Here is a 20,665-nt window from a genome sequence, read left to right as displayed (position 1 = left end):
CATGCCGTTTCCCGACGTCAAGCTGGCCAACCGGCCGCTCCACTTCCTCTACCTCTGCGACTGCTCCGGCTCGATGGCCGCGTCCGGCAAGATGCAGGCCCTCAACCAGGCCATCCGCCAGTCCCTGCCGGGGATGGCGGCGGTGGCCCGGGACAACCCGGAGGCGCGGGTGCTGGTTCGGGCCGTGCGCTTCGCCGATCACGCCGTCTGGCACATCGAGACCCCCACGCCTGTAGACCAGCTGGAGTGGCGGGATCTGCAGGCCGGCGGCATCACGGCCATGGGGGAGGCCCTGAAGCTGGTGGCGGCGGCCCTGCAGACCCCGCCGATGGAGGTGCGCGCCCTGCCGCCGGTGCTGGTGCTGATCTCCGACGGCCAGCCCACCGATGATTTTGCCGCTGGCCTCGAGGCTCTGCTGCGGGTGCCCTGGGCCCAGAAGGCGGTGCGGCTGGCCATCGCCCTGGGCCACGACGCCGATCTGGAGGTGCTGCAACGGTTCATCGGCACGGAACCGGCAACGGCGGGCCGCTCGCCCCGACGGCCCCTGCAGGCCAGCAACGCCACCTCCCTGGCCCAGTACATCCAGTGGGCCTCCACGGCGGTGGTGGGGGCCGCTTCGATGCCGGCGAGCCGGGTGAGCGAGACGCCCCTGGAGCCTGCGGCGGGCAACATCCCCCTGCCGGATCTGCCCCCCACCGTGCTGGATCCCACCGACGACGTCGGTCCCCTGGTGTGGTGAACCCCTGGGTGGCGCCGATCGGTGCCAGCCGGGCCGGGGCCGCCCACCTCAGGGCCGGCCGCCCCTGCCAGGACGCCGTGCTCTGCGGCGAGCTGCGCGACGCCGCCGGGCAGTCGGTGATGCTGATGGCGGTGGCCGATGGCCACGGCGGGCGCCGCTACCGGCGCAGCGAGGTGGGCAGTCGCCTGGCCTGCGAGACGGCCTTGGCCGTGGTGGCTGACGCCCTGGCCGCCGCGGCCCCGGGGGACGGGGAGGGGGGCTGGAGCCGCTGGCTGGCCCACGACCTGCCCGAGATGGTCCAGTGCCGCTGGCTGGAGGCGGTGCAGGCCCACTGGCAGGGCGATCCCGGCGAGGGCGACTTCGAGCCCCTGCTTTACGGCAGCACCCTGGGCCTGGTGGTGATGACGTCCCGCTGGTGGGGCCATACGGGCCTGGGCGACTGGGACCTGGTGCGGGTGGAGGCGGACGGCCGTGCCCGGTTGCTGGAGGAGGAGAACGAACCGACCGCGCTTGGCGAGGCCACCTGCAGCCTCTGCCAGCCCCAGGCGGCGTCCCTGTTCGCCCGTCGGGCGGCCCTGCATCCCCTGGCGCCAGAGGAGCGCGACTTCGCCCTGGTGCTCTGCACCGACGGCATCCGCAAGTCCTGCGCCAGCGACGGCGACTTCCTCACCCTGGCGGCCTGGCTGGCCCGCAGCGCCGCCGAGACGGCCGGGATCCTGCCGGAGGCGCTGGATCGGATCAGCCGCGAGGGCAGTGGCGACGACGTGACCGTGGCGATCGGCCGCAGCGAAGCGCCCGGCGAGGAGCTGCCGCCGCCGCCGCCAGCCCAGGCGAAGCAAACCCCTCCGCCGCCGCCATCCCCCCCGGCGGCCCCGGAGGCGTCCCCTCCCCGCCCCCTTCCCCGGCGGCGGCGCCCGGCGATCGGCCGGGCGCTGGTCATCGGCCTGGCCCTGGCCGCCGCCGGTGCGGGCTGGCTGGCCCTGGTCTGGCCCCGAACCCAGCCCCCGCCGCAGGCGGCGCCCACCTCCCCCGGGCTGCGGGCCGCCCTGGCCGAGGTGGAGCGCCTCTGCAGCCAGCCGGCCACCCTGCCCCTGGAGCTGCGCCGTCGCCGCGACCTGTTCGTCGCCTTGCGCCAGGGCCGGCAGGATCCGGCCCGATTGAAGGCTGCAGCCGCCTCGGATCCCCTGGCCGCCCTGATCGCCGCGGATCTGCCGGCGGCCCACCCTCGCCGCCCTCTGCAGGCCCTCGGCGCCTGCCCGGCCCTGCTGGAGGCCCTCAGCCGGCAGTGGGCCGAATCCCCAGCCCCGGCCACCGTTATCCCCTGAACCCCATGGCCCTGCGCCTGCTGCTCGATTGCGCCGATCCCCTGGAGTGGGAGCACTGGCTGCCCAGCGGCCTGTTCCAGGGCGTCACCACCAACCCGACCCTGCTGCGGCGGGCCGGCCAGCCCTGCAACTTTCACCACCTGGGGCGGCTGCATGAGCGCGCTGTGGCCCTGGGCTGCCGCGAGCTGCATCTGCAGACCTGGGGCGTTGATGGGGAACAGCAGCTGGCCACCGGCCGGGCCCTGGCGGCCCTCGATCCCCAGCGGGTCTTCGTCAAAGTGCCGATCACCCGGACCGGCGCCGCGGTGGCGCGCCAGTTGATCGCCGAAGGGGTACCCGTCACCTTCACCGCCTGCTATGAAGTGGCGCAGGTGCTGGTGGCCGCGGCCCTCGGGGCCGATGGCATCGCCGCCTACCTGGGCCGCATCAGCGATCGTGGCCGTGACGGCCACGGCGAGCTGATCGCCATGCAGCGGGCCCTCGAAGGGGTGGGTTCCAGCACCCGGTTATTGGTGGCCAGCCTGCGGCAGCCGGGGGATCTGGCCCGCCTGGCTGCCGCCGGCCTGGCCCACCACACGATCAGCCCGGCGATTGCCCAAGCCCTGTTCGCCAGCCTGGATACAGCCGCGGCCGCCGAGCAGTTTGAAAAGGACGCCCAAGGCGGCTGAACCGCCTGGGAAGGGCAGGACTCAGGCGGTCCCGCAGAAGGTGACGTCGGGGAACTTGAGCTTGGCCTCATCGAGGGATTTGCCGCGCCCTTCCTCCTGCCAGTAGTTGATCACCTCGGTGGCCTTGTTGAGGATCTCAACCCGCTCGTTGTCGGTGATCCAGCTCTTGGCCTCAAGCTCGCCCTTGAGGGTTTCCCAGGCGTCTTCCCGGGGCCAGAAGAAGTAGGCGGTGAGGGGGCTGGGCCCGCCACCGACGATCTGATCCACCGCCAGGGCGACGTTGTCGGGCAGCCAGAGGATCTTCACCAGGAAGCGGCCCTCGTCGGCCTTGGGGGTGTAGCCGGAGGGCACCCCGTCTTCGTCGATGGTGGCGGTGGCCAGGGCGGCACTGCCGCCGCGCAACACCGGACGACCCTCGGTGGTGTCGGCGGCAATGGCCGCGGGTACGGCGCTGACTGCAGCGGCCTCGGCACTCTCAGGGGCTGTCACGGTTTCGGCGCTCAAGGAGAACTAGCAAACGATTAACCTACCAGCCGATTCGCTGCAACCCCCTGGCTGCCCCCGCCGCCCCCCGCGCCGTCCTCCTGTTCGACATCGACGGCGTGATCAGGGATGTGGGCGGCAGTTACCGGCGCGCCATCGTCGAAACCGTGCAGCACTTCAGCGGCTGGGCGCCGGAGCCCGCCGCCATCGACGCTCTCAAGGGTGAAGGTCGCTGGAACAACGACTGGCAGGCCTCGATGGAGCTGCTGCGCCGTCGCGGCGTGGCCCCTCTGCCTGCCTGGGCGGAGCTGGTGGCGGTGTTCAGCGGCTACTACTTCGGTGGCGATCCGGAGGGGGATACCGGCCTCTGGCGCGGCTTCATCGGCAGTGAGCCCCTGCTGGTGGACGGGCCGTTCTTCGCCGCCCTCGGCGATCTTGGGATCGCCTGGGGCTTCGTCAGCGGCGCCGAGCCCCCCTCCGCCCGCTTTGTGCTGGAGCAGCGGCTGGGCCTGGTGGCGCCGCCCCTGATCGCCATGGGCCAGGCCCCCGACAAGCCCGAGCCCACCGGCCTCCTGGCCCTGGCGGCCCGCCTGGCGGGGGTGCCCCTGGGCGCCGGCGCCCCGCCCGTGGCCTACCTCGGCGACACAGTGGCCGATGTGGAGACGGTGCGCCGCGCCCGCGCCCGGGTGCCCGGCCAGCGCTTCGAGGCCCTGGCGGTGGCGCCCCCCCATCTGCACGGGCCCGGACGGGAGGCCGAGCGGCAGCGGTATGAAGCGCAGCTGCGCCAGGCGGGGGCCGACCATCTCCTGGGCTCCACCCGTCAGGTGCTGGAGCTGTTCAGCGCTCCATCGCCGCCGGCGCCTTGAGGGCGGCGGCCGTGAGCACCTCATGGCCGTGGTCGCTCACCGCCACATCGTCCTCGATGCGGATGCCGATGCCCTTCCAGCGCTCGGCGATGGCGGGCTGGCCCTCGGGTACCGCCAACCGGTCACTCACGTAAAGGCCGGGCTCCACGGTCAGCACCATGCCCGGCTCGAGCGCCACGTGGTGCTCGCCCAGCCGGTAGGCCCCCACATCGTGGACGTCGAGGCCGAGCCAGTGGCCGGTGCGGTGCATGTACAGGTGGCGGTAGGCCCCCTGCTCGATCAGGCCATCCACCGCGCCGCTGAGCAGGCCCAGCTCCACCAGCCCCTCCACCAGCACCCGCACGGCGGTGTCATGCACCCCTTCGGCGGTCTGGCCAGGGGCCACCGCCGCCACGGCCGCCTCCTGGGCGGCCAGCACCAGTTCGTAGAGGGCCCGCTGCTCGCCGCTGAAGCGTCCGTTGACGGGGAAGGTGCGGGTGATATCGCCGTTGTAGTAGTCGTCGAGGCTGCAGCCGGCATCGATCAGCAACAGGTCGCCGTCCCGCAGCACATCGGCGTTGGCGGTGTAGTGGAGGACGCAGGCGTTGTCGCCGCCGGCCACGATCGAGCCGTAGGCCGGGCCCCGGGCCCCCTGCTCAAGAAAGTGCTGCTCGATCACGGCCTGCACCTGCCGTTCGCTGAGGCCAGGCCGCACCACCCGCCGCGCCAGTTCGTGGGCCTCGGCGGAGATGCGGGCGGCCTGCCGCAGGCGGGCCAGCTCCTCGGGTTCCTTGCGCAGCCGCAGCTCGTGCAGCAGCGGGCAGGGGGCGACCAGCCCCAGGGCCGCCTTGCCGCTGCGGGGGGCCCGATCCAGCTGGCGCCCCCAGGCGGCGAGCACCAGGGGTTCCACCTGGGGGTGGCGGCCCACCCGGAAGGCGATCCCCTCGGCGCCGTCGAGATACTCCGGCAGCCGCTCGGCCAGTTCGCGGCGGGGGTGGGCCAGGTCGGCGCCAAAGCTGGTGACGGCACCCTCGCAGCCCCAGCGGAAGCCGTTCCATACCTCGGCCCCCGGATCCTTCGCCTCCACGAACAGCACGAAGGGGTTGTCGGGGCGGTGGGGGAGGAACAGGGCCACGGCACCGGGCTCATCGAAGCCGGTCAGATACCAGAAATCGCTGTTCTGGCGGAAGCTGTGCTCCACGTCGGCGTGGTGGGTCACCAGCGCCGCGCCGGGGATCACCGCGGCCACTCCGCCCAGCTGCTGCAGGAACCGCTGGCGCCGGCGGGCCAGCAGGGCGGCATCGATCGGGGGGGTCGGCGGCATCGCGGCGCAGGGATGTACAGCGAGAAGATGGCACAGCCGATTAAATACACGTGATCCCCCCGAACCTGCACGTGCCGTTCACCCCTGCTGCCCACCCCCGCGGATGAACGATCTCCTGCTTCTGGTTCTGGCGGTGATCGTGATGTTGATGGGGTCCTTCCTGTGTTCGGGGGTGGAGGCGGCCCTGCTCACGGTCAACCCAGTGAAGGTGCATGAACTGGCGAGCCGCCCCCGGCCGGTGCCAGGGGCCCGGCGGCTGGAAGCCCTGCGCCAGCGACTCGGCCGCACCCTGGCGGTGCTTGTGATCGCCAACAACATGTTCAACATCTTCGGCAGCCTGATGGTGGGCGGGTTTGCCAGCGTCGTCTTCGCCCGCTACGGCGTCAGCGGCCCGGCCCTGCCCCTGTTCTCGGTGGCCCTCACCGTGCTGGTGATCCTGCTGGGGGAAATCCTGCCCAAGGCGATCGGCAGCAAGCTGGCCCTGCCCGTGTCCCTGGCCGTCGCCCCGGGGCTGGGGTTGATCACCACCTTGATGTTGCCCCTGGTGCTGCTGCTGGAGCGGATCCTGCCGGCGATCACGGCCGAGAACGAGATCAGCACCGACGAAAACGAGATCCGCCTGCTGGCCCGCCTCGGCTCCCAGCAGGGTCAGATCGAGGCCGATGAGGCCGCCATGATCGCCAAGGTGTTCCAGCTCAACGACCTCACCGCGCGGGACCTGATGCTGCCGCGGGTCTCGGCCCCCACCCTGGCGGGCCACCAGAGCCTTGATGAGCAGCGCGCCACCCTGCTGCGCCATGCCACCGCCTGGTGGGTGGTGCTGGGGGAGGAGGTGGACGAGGTGCTGGGCGTGGCCAGCCGCGAGCAGCTGCTCACCGCCCTGGTGGAGTGCCGTGGCGCCAGCCAGGCCGCCGATCTCTGCGAACCGGTGGAGTTCGTGCCGGAGATGATCCGGGCCGACCGGCTGCTGACCAGCTTCCGCCGCAATGGCTCCGGGGTGCGGGTGGTGGTGGACGAGTTCGGCGGCTTTGTCGGGGTGATCGGCCCCGAAGCCGTGCTGGCGGTGCTGGCCGGCTGGTGGCGCCGCCCGGCCTCCGCCGCCGAGAGCCACCCATGACCATGGCGGCCCCGGCCCCCCTGGTTGCCCCCCCCGCCGCCGAGCGCTGCCGGCAGCTGCTGGCCCGCTGGCGATCGGGGCTGGTGCTCAGCGGCCGGGAGCAGGCGGCCCTGGCGCCGGAACTGGCCAGCCTCGATCGCCAGCTGGAACGCCTGCGCCTGCGCCGGCCGCGGGTGGCGGTGTTCGGCCGGGTGGGGGTGGGCAAGTCGAGCCTGCTCAATGCCCTGCTCGGGGAGGAGCACTTCGCCACCGACGTGGCCCACGGCTGCACCCGCCACCAGCAGCAGCAGGCCTGGGGCCAGCCCTTGGCCGGCCTGGAGGGGGTCGACCTGGTCGACACCCCCGGCATCGACGAGATCGCCGCCGCCGCCCGCTCCCGCCTGGCGGCCCGGGTGGCGGTGGGGGCCGACCTGGTGCTGCTGGTGATCGACAGCGACCTCACCGTGATGGACGCGCAGGCCCTGGACGATCTGCTGGCCTCCGGCAAGCCCCTGCTGCTGGTGCTCAACCGCAGCGACTGCTGGCCGGAGGCCGAGCGCGACGCCCTGCTGGCCAGCATCGGCCTGCGTCTGCCGGTGGGGGCCCGCAACCTGCGGCCCCTGGCCGTGGCGGCCGCCCCCCGCGAGGCACGCCTGCGCGCCGACGGCCGGGTGCGCAGCGAGCCGGCGCCGCCCCGGGTGGAGCCCCTGCGCCGTGAACTCACCGGCCTGCTCGAGCGCCATGGGGAGCTGCTGCTGGCCCTCAATGCCCTGCGGGCCGCCGACCGCTTCAGCCAGGCCCTTCACCGCTGCCGGCTGCGCCACGGCCGCCGCCAGGCCCAGGGCCTGATCGGCCGCTTCGCGGCCCTCAAGGCCACGGGGGTGGCGGCCAACCCCTTGCTGCTGCTCGATCTGGCTGGAGGTCTGGCCTGCGACAGCGCCCTGGTGGTCCAGCTCTGCCAGCTCTACGGCCTGCCCATGACCCGCGGCGGGGCCCGTTCCCTGCTCACCCGCCTCAGTGGCCACAACGCCCTGCTGGGGGGCGCCCAGCTGGGCCTGCAGCTGCTGCTGGGCGGGCTGCGCCAGCTGCTGCTGCTGGCGGCGCCCCTGAGCGGTGGGCTGAGCCTGGCGCCGGCGGCCCCGGTGGCCCTGGCCCAGGCGGCGCTCGCGGTGCACACCACCCGGCGCACGGGCCGGCTGGCGGCCGCCGAACTGCTGCGCGCCGCCACCGCTGCGGGCCAGCCGGGGGCCCTGCTGCGCCGGCTGGTGCGGCAGGATCCGGAAACCCGCCGCTGGTTGAGCGAGTGGCAGCAGGAGGGAGGGGAACGCACCGCCGGCGGCGGCCTCCAGCCGTGACCCCCCCTGAAGGTCGTCTCGCCCTGTTCGGCACCAGCGCCGATCCCCCGACCCGCGGCCACAGGGCGCTGCTGGAGGGACTGCTGGGCCTGTTCCCTGCGGTGGTCACCTGGGCCAGCGACAACCCCCTCAAGCAGCACGGCGCCCCCCTGGAGCTGCGCACCGCCCTGCTGGCCGCCCTGGTGGGCGCCATCGATGACCCCCGGCTCAGCCTGGAGCCGCAGCTGAGCAGTCCCTGGGCGGTGGAGACGCTGGAGCGGGCGCGGGCGCGCTGGCCCCAGCGGGAGCTGGTGTTCGTGGTGGGCAGCGACCTGGCCGGCCAGATTCCCCGCTGGAAGCGGGCCGACACATTGCTGAGCAGCTGCCGGCTCGGCATCGCCCGTCGCGAGGGCTGGCCGCTGGAGACGGCGGATCTGGAGCGCTTGCGCGGCCTGGGGGCCAGCCTCGACCTGCTGCCCCTGGCGATCCCGCCCAGCGCCAGCTCCCGGATCCGGGATCGGCCCGATCCGGCCCAGGTACCGTCCGAGCTCTGGCCCGTGCTGCTGCAGCACAATCTCTACGGCCTCTCCGAGCCCTGATGCGCCTCGCCCTGGCCCAGCTCAATCCCCTTGTCGGCGACCTGGAGGGCAACGGCCAGCGGATCCTGGCGGCCGCCGAGCGGGCCCGCGCCGGCGGGGCCGACCTTGTTCTCACCCCCGAGTTGTCGCTGTGGGGCTACCCGCCGCGGGACCTGCTGCTGCGCCCTGCCCTGATCCAGCGCCAGGAGCAGGTGCTCGCGTCCCTGGCGGCGGCCTGCCAAGACGATCTGGCCCTGCTGGTCGGGGTGGCCGAGCCGGCTGTTGGCCGGCGGCAGCCTGGCCTGTACAACGCCCTGGCCCTGGTGCAGCGGGGTCGCTGGCGCTATGTCTGTCGCAAGCGCCTGCTGCCCACCTACGACGTCTTCGATGAGCGCCGCTACTTCCTGCCCGGCGACGCCGCGGCGGTGCTGGAGCTGGAGGCCGGTGGCCGCCCCTGGCGGCTGGGCCTGACCATCTGCGAGGACCTCTGGGTGGAGGAGACCCTGCGCAGCCGCTGGCCGGACGCGGTGGATCCGATCGCTGATCTGGTGCCGAGCCGGATCGACCTGCTGCTCAACCTCTCGGCCTCCCCCTTCGGCCGCGGCAAGGGGGAGGTGCGCCAGGCCCTGGCGGCCCGGGCGGCGGCCCGGCTCGGGGCGCCGGTGGTCTACCTCAACCAGGTGGGCGGCAACGACGAGCTGGTCTTCGACGGCGCCAGCTTCGTGGTCGATGGGGCCGGGCGTCCGTTGCTGCGGCTGGCCTGCGCCGCCGAGGACCTGGGCCGCTGGGACGCCGGCCCCCCTGCGGCGACCAGCCCCGGGGCCACCACTGCCACGACGCCCGCGGCGCCGCCAGATCCCTGGGAGCAGCTGCTTCGGGTGCTGGTGCTGGGGGTGCGCGACTACGCCGCCAAGTGCGGCTTCCAGCGGGCCCTGCTGGGGCTCAGCGGCGGCATCGATTCGGCCCTGGTGGCGGTGATCGCCGCCGCGGCCCTCGGGCCTGAGCGGGTGGAAGGGCTGCGGATGCCCTCCCCGTTCAGCTCGGCTGGCTCCTTGGACGACGCCGCCGCCCTGGCCGGGCGGCTCGGACTGCGCACCGCCACCCTGCCGATCGCGCCGCTGATGGAGGCCTTCGCCGCCGCCCTCAGCGCCGAGCTGGGGGCGCCACCGCGGGGGGTGACCGAGGAGAACCTGCAGTCGCGGATCCGGGGCACGCTGCTGATGGCGGTGGCCAACGAAAAGGGGGGTCTGCTGCTTTCCACCGGCAACAAATCGGAGTTGGCGGTGGGCTACTGCACCCTCTACGGCGACATGAACGGCGGCCTGGCGGTGATCGGCGACCTCTACAAGACCACCATTTCCGGTCTGTGTGACTGGCTGGATGGGCCGGCCTCCGGCCCCTGCCGCGCCACCCTTGGCCTGCCGTCCGATGCGGAGCTGATCGGCGTGGCGATCCGCACCAAGCCCCCCAGCGCCGAGCTGCGCCCCGACCAGCGCGACAGCGATTCCCTGCCCGACTACGCGGTGCTCGATCCCCTGCTCAAGGCCTGCATCGAGGAGATGCGCACGCCGGAGGAGCTGGTGGCCCAGGGGGCCGACCGGGAGCTGGTGGACCGGGTGGCCGGGTTGCTGCGGCGGGCCGAGTTCAAGCGCCGCCAGGCGGCACCGGTGCTCAAGGTGAGCGACCGGGCCTTCGGCAGTGGCTGGCGGATGCCCATCGCCTCGGCCTAGGGTTTGGCCACGATCGCCTCAGGGCGGCAATTCTTTTCGGTCCATGCCAGCTCCCGGCCCGGCACCCCTGGCCTCTCCGATGGCGAGCATCGGTGTGCCCACGGAAATCAAGCGCGACGAACAGCGGGTGGCCCTCACCCCTGACGGCGTCCATGAGTTGGTGTCCCAGGGCATGGAGGTGCGCGTCCAGGAGGGGGCCGGGCTGGGGGCGGGCATCAGCGACGACGACTACCGCGCCTCCGGGGCCCGCCTGGTCAGCTGTGAGGAGGCCTGGGCCGCCCATCTGGTGGTGAAGGTGAAGGAGCCCCAGCCCCAGGAATTCGCCTTTCTGCGCAGCGACCTGGTGCTGTTCACCTACCTGCACCTGGCGGCCTACCCCGAGGTGGGCCAGGCCCTGCTGGACGCGGGCACCACGGCGTTGGCCTACGAGACGGTGCAGCTTGAGGACGGCAGCCTGCCGCTGCTGGCGCCGATGAGCGAGGTGGCCGGCCGGCTGGCGGCCCAGGTGGGGGCCCACCTGCTGGAGAAACCCCACGGGGGCCGTGGTGTGCTGATGGGGGGCTGCACCGGCGTGCGGCCCGCCCGGGTGGTGGTGCTGGGGGCCGGCACGGTGGGCTGGAATGCGGCCCGCATCGCCGCGGCGATGGATGCGGAAGTGTTCCTGCTGGATCGCTCGCCGCAACGCCTGCGGGGCCTGGAGACCGCCCGGCGCGGCCGCATGACGGGCCTGGTGAGCAGCCGCAGCCTGATCGAGCGGCTGGTGCCGGGGGCCGACCTGCTGATCGGCGCCGTGCTCCTGCCCGGAGGCCGGGCCCCCACCCTGGTGGGGGAGGAGCTGGTGCAGCGCATGCGGCCAGGGTCGGTGATCGTCGATGTGGCCATCGACCAGGGGGGCTGCATCGCCACCAGCCGCGAGACCACCCACACCGATCCGGTGGTGACCATCCATGGCGTGCAGCACTACGCCGTGGGCAACATGCCCGGCGCCGTGCCCTTCACCTCCACCGAAGCGCTGGTGAGCGTCACCCTGCCCTACATCCTGGTGATGGCGGGGCGGGGCCTGCTCGAGGCGGTCACCGACCGGCCCGAACTGCTCTCCGGTCTGAACACGGTGGATGGGGCGGTGTGCCATCCCGGCGTGGCCAAGGCTCTTGGGGTGGCGCCCCGCCATCCGATGGCCTGCCTGCGCTGAGTCAGCGGCCGGGCCTTCAGGCGGCTCAGGCGGCGTTCATGGTGGTGGCGCGAAAGATCACCGAGGCGGGCTGGCCGCTGATGGGATCCAGGGGTTCGCGCATCTCCCTGACCTCGAGGTTGTGACGGCGGAAGAGCCCCTTCCAGGATTCCATGGTGCGGAAGTACCAGGGAGCCGGAGTCCGGAAGGATGGGGAAAAGCCTGACCAGGAGCTCTCCCGCCACCCATCTTCGTAGGGATGGTCGGCGCAGATCAGCATGGGGTGCAGGGTCTGGACAAGCACGCAGCCAGTGGGGACAAGCAGCTTCGGCAGAGCCAGGAACAGCTCGTCGACGCTGCGATTCCCCAACAGGGAGAAGTTGGCCGCCACCACATCAAACCGCTCCTTCAGGCTGCCGGTCGCGACCTGCTGGTAGGTCAGCGTCTGAAAGCGGGCACCAGGCGGGGCGCTGTCCGCGGACACAGCCGTGAGCTCGTTCACGGCGTCGATGCCGAGCACCTCAATGCCCTGACGGGCGCAATGGTGGGCCAGCCAGCCTTCACCGCAGCCCAGATCCAGCAGGGTGCGTGGGGCAACTCCTTGATCGCTTTGAGGATGGCCTTGGTCCAGACGGCGGCATTGAGGCCCCACGAGGTCAGGATCTCTTCCTCCCGGAGCGGCATCGACGCTCCGGGGCCGGAGGCCGAATCACTGGCAGTTCCATGGGGAAAGGGCATGGGAGGGGGACAAGCCCAGATCGAGGGGAGGCAACCCTGGGGATGAGCGAATGGCGAAAGCGAAGCAAACATCCACCTTCGGCCATCGTGTTCAGGAACCGTCGTGTGGAATGTGATCAATCCGAATCACGATCAACCGCGGAGTCAGCAGGCAGGACCGTTGCAAGCGGCCGGGGTCAGGCCGCCGGCTCGACCAGCAGTCCCGTGAGGTCTTCGCTGCCGAACACCTGGCGGTAGGCGGCCGTGCTGGTGCAGAGGATCACCGGCACCGCCACCAGCAGCCCCACGAAGCAGGCCAGCAGGCCCACAAGGGCGATGGCGAATTCCACCAGGGCCAGCAGCAGCACCGAGCCCCACTGGGGATCAAGCAGGGTGCGGCCGCGGGTGATCGATTCGATCGGGCCCAGCCCCTTGAGCAGGGCGATCTGGGCCATGAACTTCTGGTTCACCGCCAGGTAGATCAGCACGGTGAAGGCCACCAGGAAGGGCAACACGGCCAGGACCTGATTGAGCCGGGCGGCGGCGACCCCCACCAGGGCCGCCACCACCAGGACGGCGCCAAACAGGATCCCCAGCACCAGCCCGTTACGGAACAGTCGCCAGCTGGCCTGGCCGTCCCAGCGGAGGAAGGTGCCCAGGCTTGGCTTCCCTCCCGCCAGGGCGCACCAGGCCCCCCGGACCAGACCCGTGGTGCTCCACAGGCTCACCAACACGCTCAGGATCGAGCCCACCACGAGGCGGATCACCTCAACCGTCGTGACCACGGCGGCTGCATCGGGGTCCATCTGGCCCTGGATCAGCGAGCAGAGGCTGCTCAGCACCCCCGCCAGCAGGGTGAAACCGACGAACACCCAGGGGGCCCGGGTGAAGGCCTGCCACCCCTCCTTCACGGCCTCGATCACCTTCAGGGAGGATCCACCGGAGGGATCCTGCATCAGAGACACGGCCATCGCAGGGGGGGGAGCTTTGGCGGGAGATTAGGCAGGGGCGGCCCAGCAGGCACTCCATTGGTGGCAAGCGTTGCACCCCAAATGCCCCCGGCGGTGTCGGCAACGCTCAGGAAGCGGGTGAAGCGGGTGCGTGACCCGGAGGCGGGATCCTCACGGGAACCAGTTCCTGCACTTGGCCCTCCAGCCAGCGCCAGCGATGGGCCTGCTCTGGCGCCAGCGGATTCCAGTGGGGGCCGGTGGTCTTGCTCATGGCGCCCCCACCCCCACCAGGGCCGCACTGGCCTCCCAGAGCCGGCAGGCCAGATCAGCGTCCTGTCCTTCGGCGCTGGTGGCGGTGGGCGCAAACACATGCCGGCCCGGGGCCGTGACGCGGTTGCAGTGGTAGCGGAAGCCGTTGACGGCGTAGGCGTCATCGACGGCCAGGGCGGCCAGCAGCGCCCCGGCGTTCTCGACGCTTTCGGTGAGGCGCAGGATCGAGCGGGCCGCCAGGGCGAATAACCGTTGCCCCAGCTCGTTCGACTGGCGGCTGTAGCGCCAGAAGCCGCCTTCGCTGGTGGGCGGAATCACCAGTCCGGGGCTCCAGGCGATCACCGGATGGGGCGTTCCCTGCGCCTCCACTCGCCGGGCGAACTCACGCGCAAACAGCACATTGCAGAGCTTGCTGTCCTTGTAGGCCTTGTCGGCATTGAAGCGGTCCGTGCCGTTCACCATCGTGGTGGCCTGGCCCGGCCGCAGGCCAGCCAGATCGCCCAGCCCCGCCGGGGCGCCCACCTTCCCGCCTGCGGTGCTGGGGTCGTGGACCTCGCTGGCGGTGACCACCAGCCGTGGGGATTGTCCGGCCGCCAGCAGGGGCCCCAGCTGGTGGGCCAGCAGGACATGGCCGAGATGGTTCACCCCGAAGCTGAGCTCATGGCCCTGGGCGGTGCGCCGCGGCTCGCTGGCGCCGGCGTACTGCAGGCCGGCATTGAGCACCAGCGTGTCGATGGGGGTCGCCTGGGCCAGCAGGACGGCGGCACAGGCCCGCACGCTGTCCAGATCCGCCAGGTCGCAGGCCTCGCTTGCGGGGGGCGTGCCGGCGCCGGCCCGCTCCAGCACCCGCCGGCTGGCCGCCTCGGCGCTGGGGCGATCCCGGCAGAGCAGGGTGAGCCGGTGGCCGGCCCGGCAGAGGACCACCGCCGCCTCAAAGCCGATGCCGGAATTGCCGCCGGTCAGCAGGATGTGGCGCGCGGCGGCCAAGGGCGGACTCCTGCGGGCGGCGAAACGGGGGCCGTGAACCAGCTCAGGCTAAGGAGCCGCGCCATGGGCAGGACGGACTAGGACGGACACCGATGGCTGTCCCTGTCTCCGATGCAGTCCGCAACGCCTTCTCCCCTGCAGCGCATCGATCAGGCGTTGTTCGACACCGTGGCGGCCGGCGCCCGCGGCTCCCGCCGCCGCCGTCTCAACCACAACTTCCATGCCCCCGCCGATCGGGTGCAGCGCTTCCTCAACGTCCTGCAGATCGGCACCTACGTGCGGCCCCACCGCCACCGTCGCCAGCCACCCGGGGCCGGTTTCGAGTGCTTCCTGGTGCTGCAGGGAGAAGTGGGGCTGGTGCTGCTCGACGGTGGTGGTCGGGTGCTCGGGTGTGAACGGATCAGCGCCGGCGGGCCCCTGTTCGGGATCGAGCTGGCCGAAGGGGTGATCCACACCCTGGTGGCCCTGAGCGCCGATGCGGTGCTCATGGAGATCAAGCAGGGGCCCTACGAGCCATCCGCCGACAAGGACTTCCTCGCTGGTTTCCCCCTGGAGGGCAGCGAGGCTGCGGCGGCCCAGGAGAAGGCCTGGCGGGCCCTGTTCGGCGACCAGCACGAGGCTGGCGGCCCCTGAAGGGCCCCGGGTGAGGCGCTCAGGCCAGCTCTGCGCGGCGGCAGAAGCTGCAGTGGCCCCAGCGGGCCATCTCCCCGGCCGGGGCCGGCCGACCGCAGGCCGGGCAGTCCGCCATGCCGTGAACATCGCAGCGGCTGGGATGGACGGCCCACACCTCCGCCTCGCTCTGGCCGCCCGGGGTGGTGGGGGCGGGGTGGTGCTGCTGCACCCGCACGTCCCGCACCGCAAAGCCCGCCGCCCGCAGCGAACCCAGCAGCTGGTGGCGGTTGTACTGCAGGGCCTGCAGCCAGGGTCCCGGCGCGGCGCCCACTGTCAGCAGGCCCCCCTGCAGCTGCAGGGGGCGGCAATGGGGGGCCAGCTGGGGGCCGGCGATGCGGGGCCATTCCCGCCACAGGCCCGCCAGGTGGCCGTCGCGGCGCCAGTCCTGCTGGAGGCTGTCGAGGCAGCTCGCCAGGGCACTGGCCGGCGGCCGGGGAGGCGGCATGAGCAAGGAAATGTTGCCCACCCGGCGCGTCTGCAGCGCCTCGCTGATCCAGCGACGGGAGCCGCCGCTGTCGGCTTGGCGGCGCTGGCGGGAACGGGACGGCTCCATGGGCCCACGCTAGGGGTGCGGCAATCCGCTGACTGTTGGCTGGGTGCGCCTGGCCAGTTCTGGCTACTGTCAGCTTCTGCAATAGCCCCGCCTCCATGGGTTTTTTCGATCGGCTGAGCCGCCTCCTGCGCGCCAACCTCAATGACCTGGTGAGCAAGGCCGAGGACCCGGCCAAGATCCTGGATCAGTCCGTGGCGGACATGCAGTCCGATCTGGTCAAGCTGCGCCAGGCCGTGGCCACCGCCATCGCCAGCCAGAAGCGGCTGCAGAATCAGGCCGAGCAGGCCGAGGCCCAGAGCCGCACCTGGTACGAACGCGCCGAACTGGCGCTCAAGAAGGGTGAAGAGGATCTGGCCCGCGAGTCCCTCTCGCGCCGTAAGACCTACACCGACACCGCCGCCGCCCTCAACGCCCAGCTCAACGGCCAGGCCGGTCAGGTCGACACCCTCAAGCGCAGCCTCACCGCCCTCGAAGGCAAGATCGCCGAGGCCAAGACCAAGAAGGACATGCTCAAGGCCCGTGCCCAGGCGGCCCAGGCCCAGGAGCAGCTCCAGAACGCCGTAGGCAGCCTGAACACCAACAGTTCGATGGCCGCCTTCGACCAGATGGAGGAGAAGGTGCTGAACATGGAGGCCCGCAGCCAGGCCGCCGCCGAGCTGGCCGGGGCCGATCTGGAAAGCCAGTTCGCGGCCCTGGAGGGCAGCAACGTCGACGAAGAGCTGGCGGCCCTCAAAAACCGGCTCGAAGGCGGCAAGACCCCCATCTCCCTGCCCATGGAGGGCGGACCGGCCCCCCTGCTGGAGCCGGTGAAGGTGGCTGAGGTGAATGCCGAACTCGAGGAACTGCGCCAGTCCATCGACAAGCTCTGAATTCATACAATCGGGCCACCGCTGTTCCGAACGCCGTGCCCGCCGACGTCGACTCCCCCGTCCTTGAACTCACCGATGCCAACTTCCAGGCGTCGGTTCTCGAGGCTCCAGGACCGGTGCTGGTGGACGTCTGGGCGGCCTGGTGTGGCCCCTGCCGCCTGATGGCGCCCCTGATGACCTGGGCCGCCACGGCCTATGCCGAGGTTCCCGGAGGCGCCCTCACTGTCGGCAAGCTGGAGGCCGATCCCAACCCCATCAGCCGCGACAGCCTCAAGGTGCAGGGCCTGCCCACCTTGATCCTGTTCCGGGCCGGCCTGGAAGTGGCCCGCCACGAAGGTGCCATGGCCCAGTCCCAGCTCAAGGCGTTCCTTGATGCCCATCTCTGAGCGCCTGTCGCGGCTGGGCAGCGGCGTCTTCGCCCGCAACGACCAGCGCAAGGCCGCCTACAGCGTCCGTGCCGCCGCCGGCCACGGTGCCGACGCGTCTCCCCTGCCGCCGCTGCTGGATCTCTCCCTCGGCTCCACCGACCTGCAGCCCCCGCCTGTGGCCCTTGAGGCCATCGCCGCGGGCCTGGCCAGGCCCGAGAGTGCGTCCTACTGCCTCCACGCCGCCACCCTGCCCTTCCGCGAAGCGGTGGCGGCCTGGGCGCGGCGGCGATTCGACGTGGCGGTGGATCCGGAAACGGAGGTGCTGCTGCTGGTGGGTTCCCAGGAGGGCACGGCCCATTTGCCGCTGGCGGTGCTCAACCCCGGCGATCCGGCCCTGCTGCTCGACCCCTACTACCCCTCCCACATGGGGGGCCTGCATCTGGCCAGCGCCGAGCCGGTGTTGCTGCCCCTCGACGCCGAGGCCGGCTGGCGTCCGGATTTCGACCGGCTGGCCCCCAGCCAGTGGCAGGCCCTCAAGCTGATGGTGCTGGGCTTTCCCCACAACCCCACGGCCACCACTGGCGAGCAGGCCTGGCTGGACGCGGCGGTGGAGCGGGCCCTGCGCCACGACGTGGTGCTCGCCCATGACAACCCCTACGTGGATCTGGCCCTGGACGGGGAGGCCCCTGCCCTGATGCGCCATCCCGCCTGGCGGCGCTGTGGCATCGAGTTCTTCTCCTTCTCTAAAAGCTGGTGTCTGGGGGGGTACCGGCTGGCCTTCGCCATCGGTGCTGAGGACTTGATCAGTGCCCTGCGCCAGCTCAAGGGGGTGGTGGATTTCAACCAGTCCCTGGCGCTGCAGGCCGGAGCCATCGCCGCCCTCGAGCAGGCCCCCCACTGGCCCGAGCAGTTGCGCGGCGTCTACCGCGAGCGCCGCGACCGCATGGCCGCCGCCCTCGAGGCCCAGGGCTGGCCGGTGCGGCTGCCCTCAATGGCCCTCTACCTGTGGCTGCAGATCCCTGAGCCGGCGCGGGCTCGGGGTCTGGATTCGGAGCGTTTCTGCGCCGCCCTGCTGGAGGCCACGGGCGTCTGCCTCACCCCCGGCAACGGCTTCGGCCCCGGCGGCGAGGGCTGGCAGCGGTTGGCCCTGGTCCACCCGGCCGCGGAACTGGAGGCGGGGGCGGCCCGCATCGGCGACTGGCTGCGGCGGTTTTGATCGGCGCGATCGGGGCCCAGCGACGAGCGACGCCAAACGCCCCGACGCCTCCCCTGCCCTGGCGGCTGCGGGCCCTGCCGGTGTGCGCCAGTACCGAGACGGAGCTCGATCGCTGGCTGGCCGATGACCCGCGCCTTGCGGGCGACGGGTCGCTGCGGGCCCCCCGGGCCGTGATCGCCCGCCGCCAGCGCTTCGGCCGCGGCCAGCAGGGCCGCCCCTGGTGCTCCCCGAGCGGGGGGGTCTGGCTGAGTGCAGCCCTGCCCTGGCCCGCCGCTGCCGAGCCGGCCGCCGCCCCCGGCCTGGCGGCGGCGGTCGGATTGTGCCTGCGGCTGGAGGCCCGGGGGCTGCCGGTGCGGCTCAAATGGCCGAACGATCTGCTGCTGGTGGCCGCCGATGGGGCCACACCGCTGAAGCTGGCGGGCCTGCTGCCCCGGCTGCGGCTACGGGGGGGCGTCTGCCGCTGGGCCCGCGTCGGTGTCGGGCTCAATGCCGCCAACCGGGTGCCAGCCGGTGCGGTGGCCGTGGCGACGTTGCTGGGCCCCCGGCGCGCCGATCCATTGCTCTGGTGTGGGGAGGTGCTGGCGGCCCTGGAGTGGGCCATGGCCTGGGCCGGGGAGCCCGAGGAGGTGCGCCGGCAGGCGGAGCGGCGTCTGCTGCTGCCCGCTGGGCCCATCCACCGCAACGGCGAAGACTGGCGTCCCATCGGGCTGACGGCCGATGGCGGACTGCGGCTGGTTCACGGCCCACGGGAGCAGGTGCTGCAACGCACGTTCGGCGCCGGTTGAGCACCCCCCTTAAAGTGTGTATCGCCTTTCTCTGACATGTCCCCCCAGCCCCTCACCGTTCTGACGGCCCTCACGGCCGGGGCCACCGCCTCGTGGCTGGCGATGCCCCTGGTGCTGGCCCAGGCCGTTCCTGGCGCCGAAGCGACGGCCCCGCCGGCCCAGGCCCCAGAACCGACGCCGGTGCTGCGCCCTTCGGTGAGAATCGCCGCGCCGGTCACCCGCCCCGAGCTCCAGGCCCCCGTCCAACCCCTGGCGCCTCCATCACCGGTCAGCGGTGAGGCCCCTCCGCCGATGCTGCGTCCCGGAACGGCCGAGCGCCGTCCCGAACCGGTCCGCCGCTTTGATGCCTCCCTCGATGCCCTGGTGCGGGAAGGGGTTGTGACCCCTGGCGAGCGGGTTCGGGTGCGCGGCTCCCTGCTCTCGCCCCAGCAGGCGGCCTCCCGCAGCCAGGCCTGCCGTGCCGGGGCCCTCTCCGTACAGGAATGCAATACCGGTGTGATCATCATCGGCCGCGGCCGCAAGGATGGTCTCGCGGACGGACGGGGCGAGGGGGATCTGGCGGCCGGGGGCCGCGGCATCGGCTTCGGCGGTTTCGGCCTTGATGCTTCCCCCCTGCCGCCGATCACCGTTCCCGTCAGCGCCCTGCTCACCGGAGCCGGCGGCAGCTTCCGGCTCACCGACGTGTTTCGCGTCACCCCCCGGCCCGCCCCGATCGGTGGCAACGGCAACCTGCGCCTGCTCTTCCCCCTGATCGGCTCCGCCGTCACCACGAGCGACTTTGGCTGGCGCCTGCATCCGATCATCGGCAGCTGGCTGATGCATGCGGGCCGTGATCTGGCGGCCCCTGAGGGCACGCCGGTGGTGGCGGCCCTCTCCGGACGCGTCGTCAGCAGCGGTCTGGCAGGTGGTTACGGTCTGGCGGTGGAGCTGGAGCATGACCGCCCCCGGCGCCGCACCCTCTATGGCCACCTGTCCGAGCTCTATGTCAAGGACGGGGAGATGGTGCGTCAGGGCGAAGTGATCGGCCGCGTCGGCAGCACGGGCCTGAGCACCGGCCCCCACCTGCATTTCGAGCTGCGCCTGCCCCAGGATGGCGGCTGGGTCGCCACCAATCCCGGCGATTTCGACCCGGGCGGCAGCCTGTTCGCCGGCATGGCCGGTCCCGATGGCCGTGGGTCCAGCGACGCGGTGGCCCTGCTGATGGGCCAGCTCATCGCCACCCTGGAGCGGCCCCGTTCTCCCCTGGCCCTGCCCACAGATCGGACGCCTTCCCCCGGCTGAGTCGGGGGTGCGGGTCAGGCGCTGATGCGTCCGTCGCGGAAGTGCACGACCCGATCGGCCCTGGCGCCCACCTCATTTTCGTGGGTGACGATCAGGATCGTGATCCCCTGGGCATTGAGATCACCGAACAGGCTCAGCACTTCCTCGGTGGTGTGGGAGTCGAGGGCTCCGGTGGGCTCGTCGGCCAGCAGCATGGCCGGATCGTTGATGATCGCCCGGGCCAAAGCCACCCGCTGCTGCTGGCCGCCGGAGAGCTGGTTGGGCTTGTTCTCCAGCCGGTTGGAAAGGCCGACACGATCGAGGGCCGCCAGGGCCCGCCGGCGCCGCTCCTCCTTGGGGATGCGGGCATAGATCATCGGCAGCATCACGTTGTCGATGGCACTCAGCTGGGGCAGCAGATGGAACTGCTGGAACACGAAACCCAGCTGCTGGTTGCGCAGGTCGGCCAGCGCATCGTCGTCGAGGCTGTCGACATCGGTGCCGTTCAGCCGATAGCTGCCGGAACTGGGCCGGTCCAGGCAGCCGAGGATGTTCATGGCCGTGCTCTTGCCGGATCCGCTGGCCCCCATCACCGCCAGGTAGTCGCCCTGCTGCACCGTTAACGAGAGGTCGTCGAGGGCACGAACCTCTGTGTCGCCACTGCCGTAAACCTTGGAGACGTGGGCCAGCTCGGCCACCGGGGGCTTGGGGAGATCCATGGCCGA

The 20,665-nt window shown here is 72.0% G+C and carries 22 protein-coding genes; 15 read left to right on the top strand and 7 right to left on the bottom strand.

Features of this window, described 5'->3' with window-relative positions:
- The first annotated feature begins 1 nt into the window (after position 1).
- The 3 genes from KBZ33_RS04430 to KBZ33_RS04420 are packed head-to-tail and all read left to right on the top strand — an operon-like array spanning position 2 to position 2,732.
- On the top strand, positions 2-739 hold the full coding sequence (locus KBZ33_RS04430; RefSeq protein WP_254950941.1) for a VWA domain-containing protein: 738 nt from the start codon (positions 2-4) through the stop codon (positions 737-739).
- Positions 733-2,064 carry a protein phosphatase 2C domain-containing protein gene (locus tag KBZ33_RS04425; RefSeq protein ID WP_254950943.1) on the top strand — a complete coding sequence of 444 codons (1,332 nt, stop codon included), beginning with the start codon at positions 733-735 and terminating at the stop codon, positions 2,062-2,064. Before KBZ33_RS04430 ends, KBZ33_RS04425 begins: the two co-directional genes overlap by 7 nt.
- A gap of 5 nt (positions 2,065-2,069) precedes the next feature.
- Positions 2,070-2,732: a transaldolase family protein gene (locus KBZ33_RS04420; protein WP_254950945.1), complete on the top strand. Its 663-nt coding sequence runs from the start codon at positions 2,070-2,072 to the stop codon at positions 2,730-2,732.
- Between the two features lie 21 nt (positions 2,733-2,753).
- Here KBZ33_RS04420 and KBZ33_RS04415 read toward each other — a convergent pair whose 3' ends face one another.
- Positions 2,754-3,236, bottom strand: a complete 483-nt coding sequence (locus tag KBZ33_RS04415; protein WP_254950947.1) for a 30S ribosomal protein PSRP-3 — start codon at positions 3,234-3,236, stop codon at positions 2,754-2,756.
- Between the two features lie 47 nt (positions 3,237-3,283).
- Here KBZ33_RS04415 and KBZ33_RS04410 point away from each other — a divergent pair, with 47 nt between their 5' ends.
- Positions 3,284-4,081, top strand: coding sequence for a TIGR01548 family HAD-type hydrolase (locus tag KBZ33_RS04410; RefSeq protein ID WP_254951126.1), 798 nt, complete (start codon positions 3,284-3,286; stop codon positions 4,079-4,081).
- Here KBZ33_RS04410 and KBZ33_RS04405 read toward each other — a convergent pair.
- The gene (locus KBZ33_RS04405; protein ID WP_254950949.1) at positions 4,053-5,384 is read right to left on the bottom strand and encodes an aminopeptidase P N-terminal domain-containing protein; all 1,332 of its coding nucleotides are present in this window, start codon (positions 5,382-5,384) and stop codon (positions 4,053-4,055) included. The two genes, KBZ33_RS04410 and KBZ33_RS04405, sit on opposite strands and share 29 nt — an antisense overlap.
- 103 nt (positions 5,385-5,487) lie before the next feature.
- On the opposite strand from KBZ33_RS04405, the gene KBZ33_RS04400 reads away from it, so the two are divergent.
- From KBZ33_RS04400 to ald, 5 genes are read left to right on the top strand one after another with little or no spacing between them, the layout of a single operon-like run.
- Entirely contained in the window at positions 5,488-6,501 is a 1,014-nt protein-coding gene (locus KBZ33_RS04400; protein ID WP_254950951.1) for a CNNM domain-containing protein, read from the top strand.
- Positions 6,498-7,835 (top strand): DUF697 domain-containing protein, encoded by a 1,338-nt coding sequence (locus tag KBZ33_RS04395; protein ID WP_254950952.1) that lies wholly within the window; start codon positions 6,498-6,500, stop codon positions 7,833-7,835. Before KBZ33_RS04400 ends, KBZ33_RS04395 begins: the two co-directional genes overlap by 4 nt.
- Positions 7,832-8,413 carry a nicotinate-nucleotide adenylyltransferase gene (locus tag KBZ33_RS04390; RefSeq protein WP_254950954.1) on the top strand — a complete coding sequence of 194 codons (582 nt, stop codon included), beginning with the start codon at positions 7,832-7,834 and terminating at the stop codon, positions 8,411-8,413. The genes KBZ33_RS04395 and KBZ33_RS04390 overlap by 4 nt, the downstream gene beginning before the upstream one ends.
- Positions 8,413-10,122 carry an NAD+ synthase gene (locus tag KBZ33_RS04385; protein WP_254950956.1) on the top strand — a complete coding sequence of 570 codons (1,710 nt, stop codon included), beginning with the start codon at positions 8,413-8,415 and terminating at the stop codon, positions 10,120-10,122. Before KBZ33_RS04390 ends, KBZ33_RS04385 begins: the two co-directional genes overlap by 1 nt.
- Positions 10,123-10,165: 43 nt before the next feature.
- Positions 10,166-11,314, top strand: coding sequence for an alanine dehydrogenase (gene ald, locus KBZ33_RS04380; protein WP_254950957.1), 1,149 nt, complete (start codon positions 10,166-10,168; stop codon positions 11,312-11,314).
- 25 nt (positions 11,315-11,339) lie between these two features.
- On the opposite strand, the gene KBZ33_RS04375 is transcribed toward ald, so the two are convergent.
- From KBZ33_RS04375 to KBZ33_RS04365, 3 genes are all read right to left on the bottom strand, one after another.
- On the bottom strand, positions 11,340-11,945 hold the full coding sequence (locus tag KBZ33_RS04375; RefSeq protein ID WP_255011557.1) for a methyltransferase domain-containing protein: 606 nt from the start codon (positions 11,943-11,945) through the stop codon (positions 11,340-11,342).
- A gap of 262 nt (positions 11,946-12,207) precedes the next feature.
- Complete coding sequence (locus KBZ33_RS04370; protein ID WP_254950959.1) at positions 12,208-12,981, bottom strand: hypothetical protein; 774 nt, start codon at positions 12,979-12,981, stop codon at positions 12,208-12,210.
- A gap of 246 nt (positions 12,982-13,227) precedes the next feature.
- On the bottom strand, positions 13,228-14,217 hold the full coding sequence (locus tag KBZ33_RS04365; protein ID WP_254950961.1) for an SDR family NAD(P)-dependent oxidoreductase: 990 nt from the start codon (positions 14,215-14,217) through the stop codon (positions 13,228-13,230).
- Between the two features lie 111 nt (positions 14,218-14,328).
- Here KBZ33_RS04365 and KBZ33_RS04360 point away from each other — a divergent pair, with 111 nt between their 5' ends.
- On the top strand, positions 14,329-14,850 hold the full coding sequence (locus KBZ33_RS04360) for a WbuC family cupin fold metalloprotein (RefSeq protein WP_254950962.1): 522 nt from the start codon (positions 14,329-14,331) through the stop codon (positions 14,848-14,850).
- A gap of 19 nt (positions 14,851-14,869) precedes the next feature.
- On the opposite strand, the gene KBZ33_RS04355 is transcribed toward KBZ33_RS04360, so the two are convergent.
- Positions 14,870-15,442 (bottom strand): DUF721 domain-containing protein, encoded by a 573-nt coding sequence (locus tag KBZ33_RS04355; RefSeq protein WP_254950963.1) that lies wholly within the window; start codon positions 15,440-15,442, stop codon positions 14,870-14,872.
- A 95-nt stretch (positions 15,443-15,537) separates the two neighbouring features.
- Here KBZ33_RS04355 and KBZ33_RS04350 point away from each other — a divergent pair, with 95 nt between their 5' ends.
- The 5 genes from KBZ33_RS04350 to KBZ33_RS04330 are packed head-to-tail and all read left to right on the top strand — an operon-like array spanning position 15,538 to position 19,961.
- Complete coding sequence (locus KBZ33_RS04350; protein WP_254950965.1) at positions 15,538-16,311, top strand: PspA/IM30 family protein; 774 nt, start codon at positions 15,538-15,540, stop codon at positions 16,309-16,311.
- 35 nt (positions 16,312-16,346) lie between these two features.
- Positions 16,347-16,697, top strand: coding sequence for a thioredoxin domain-containing protein (locus KBZ33_RS04345; RefSeq protein WP_254950967.1), 351 nt, complete (start codon positions 16,347-16,349; stop codon positions 16,695-16,697).
- Positions 16,684-17,895 (top strand): aminotransferase class I/II-fold pyridoxal phosphate-dependent enzyme, encoded by a 1,212-nt coding sequence (locus tag KBZ33_RS04340; RefSeq protein WP_254950969.1) that lies wholly within the window; start codon positions 16,684-16,686, stop codon positions 17,893-17,895. Before KBZ33_RS04345 ends, KBZ33_RS04340 begins: the two co-directional genes overlap by 14 nt.
- Positions 17,892-18,680, top strand: a complete 789-nt coding sequence (locus KBZ33_RS04335; protein ID WP_254950971.1) for a biotin--[acetyl-CoA-carboxylase] ligase — start codon at positions 17,892-17,894, stop codon at positions 18,678-18,680. The genes KBZ33_RS04340 and KBZ33_RS04335 overlap by 4 nt, the downstream gene beginning before the upstream one ends.
- Before the next feature lie 36 nt (positions 18,681-18,716).
- Complete coding sequence (locus tag KBZ33_RS04330; protein WP_254950973.1) at positions 18,717-19,961, top strand: peptidoglycan DD-metalloendopeptidase family protein; 1,245 nt, start codon at positions 18,717-18,719, stop codon at positions 19,959-19,961.
- 14 nt (positions 19,962-19,975) lie between these two features.
- Here KBZ33_RS04330 and KBZ33_RS04325 read toward each other — a convergent pair whose 3' ends face one another.
- Positions 19,976-20,659, bottom strand: a complete 684-nt coding sequence (locus KBZ33_RS04325) for an ABC transporter ATP-binding protein (RefSeq protein WP_254950975.1) — start codon at positions 20,657-20,659, stop codon at positions 19,976-19,978.
- Positions 20,660-20,665 lie beyond the last annotated feature (6 nt).

Origin of the sequence: Cyanobium sp. Cruz-8D1, from assembly GCF_024345975.1 — a bacterium.
Lineage (GTDB): Bacteria > Cyanobacteriota > Cyanobacteriia > PCC-6307 > Cyanobiaceae > Cyanobium.
This window is presented reverse-complemented; position numbering and strand designations above follow the sequence as displayed.

Excerpts from the sequence above, each read along its gene's own strand:
- KBZ33_RS04325 (WP_254950975.1), bottom strand. The coding sequence starts at position 20,659 with ATGGATCTCCCCAAGCCCCCGGTGGCCGAGCTGGCCCACGTCTCCAAG.
- KBZ33_RS04385 (WP_254950956.1), top strand. The coding sequence starts at position 8,413 with ATGCGCCTCGCCCTGGCCCAGCTCAATCCCCTTGTCGGCGACCTGGAG.
- KBZ33_RS04360 (WP_254950962.1), top strand. The coding sequence starts at position 14,329 with ATGCAGTCCGCAACGCCTTCTCCCCTGCAGCGCATCGATCAGGCGTTG.
- KBZ33_RS04330 (WP_254950973.1), top strand. The coding sequence starts at position 18,717 with ATGTCCCCCCAGCCCCTCACCGTTCTGACGGCCCTCACGGCCGGGGCC.
- ald (WP_254950957.1), top strand. The coding sequence starts at position 10,166 with ATGCCAGCTCCCGGCCCGGCACCCCTGGCCTCTCCGATGGCGAGCATC.
- KBZ33_RS04420 (WP_254950945.1), top strand. The coding sequence starts at position 2,070 with ATGGCCCTGCGCCTGCTGCTCGATTGCGCCGATCCCCTGGAGTGGGAG.
- KBZ33_RS04400 (WP_254950951.1), top strand. The coding sequence starts at position 5,488 with ATGAACGATCTCCTGCTTCTGGTTCTGGCGGTGATCGTGATGTTGATG.
- KBZ33_RS04340 (WP_254950969.1), top strand. The coding sequence starts at position 16,684 with ATGCCCATCTCTGAGCGCCTGTCGCGGCTGGGCAGCGGCGTCTTCGCC.
- KBZ33_RS04430 (WP_254950941.1), top strand. The coding sequence starts at position 2 with ATGCCGTTTCCCGACGTCAAGCTGGCCAACCGGCCGCTCCACTTCCTC.
- KBZ33_RS04350 (WP_254950965.1), top strand. The coding sequence starts at position 15,538 with ATGGGTTTTTTCGATCGGCTGAGCCGCCTCCTGCGCGCCAACCTCAAT.
- KBZ33_RS04395 (WP_254950952.1), top strand. The coding sequence starts at position 6,498 with ATGACCATGGCGGCCCCGGCCCCCCTGGTTGCCCCCCCCGCCGCCGAG.
- KBZ33_RS04370 (WP_254950959.1), bottom strand. The coding sequence starts at position 12,981 with ATGGCCGTGTCTCTGATGCAGGATCCCTCCGGTGGATCCTCCCTGAAG.
- KBZ33_RS04405 (WP_254950949.1), bottom strand. The coding sequence starts at position 5,384 with ATGCCGCCGACCCCCCCGATCGATGCCGCCCTGCTGGCCCGCCGGCGC.
- KBZ33_RS04355 (WP_254950963.1), bottom strand. The coding sequence starts at position 15,442 with ATGGAGCCGTCCCGTTCCCGCCAGCGCCGCCAAGCCGACAGCGGCGGC.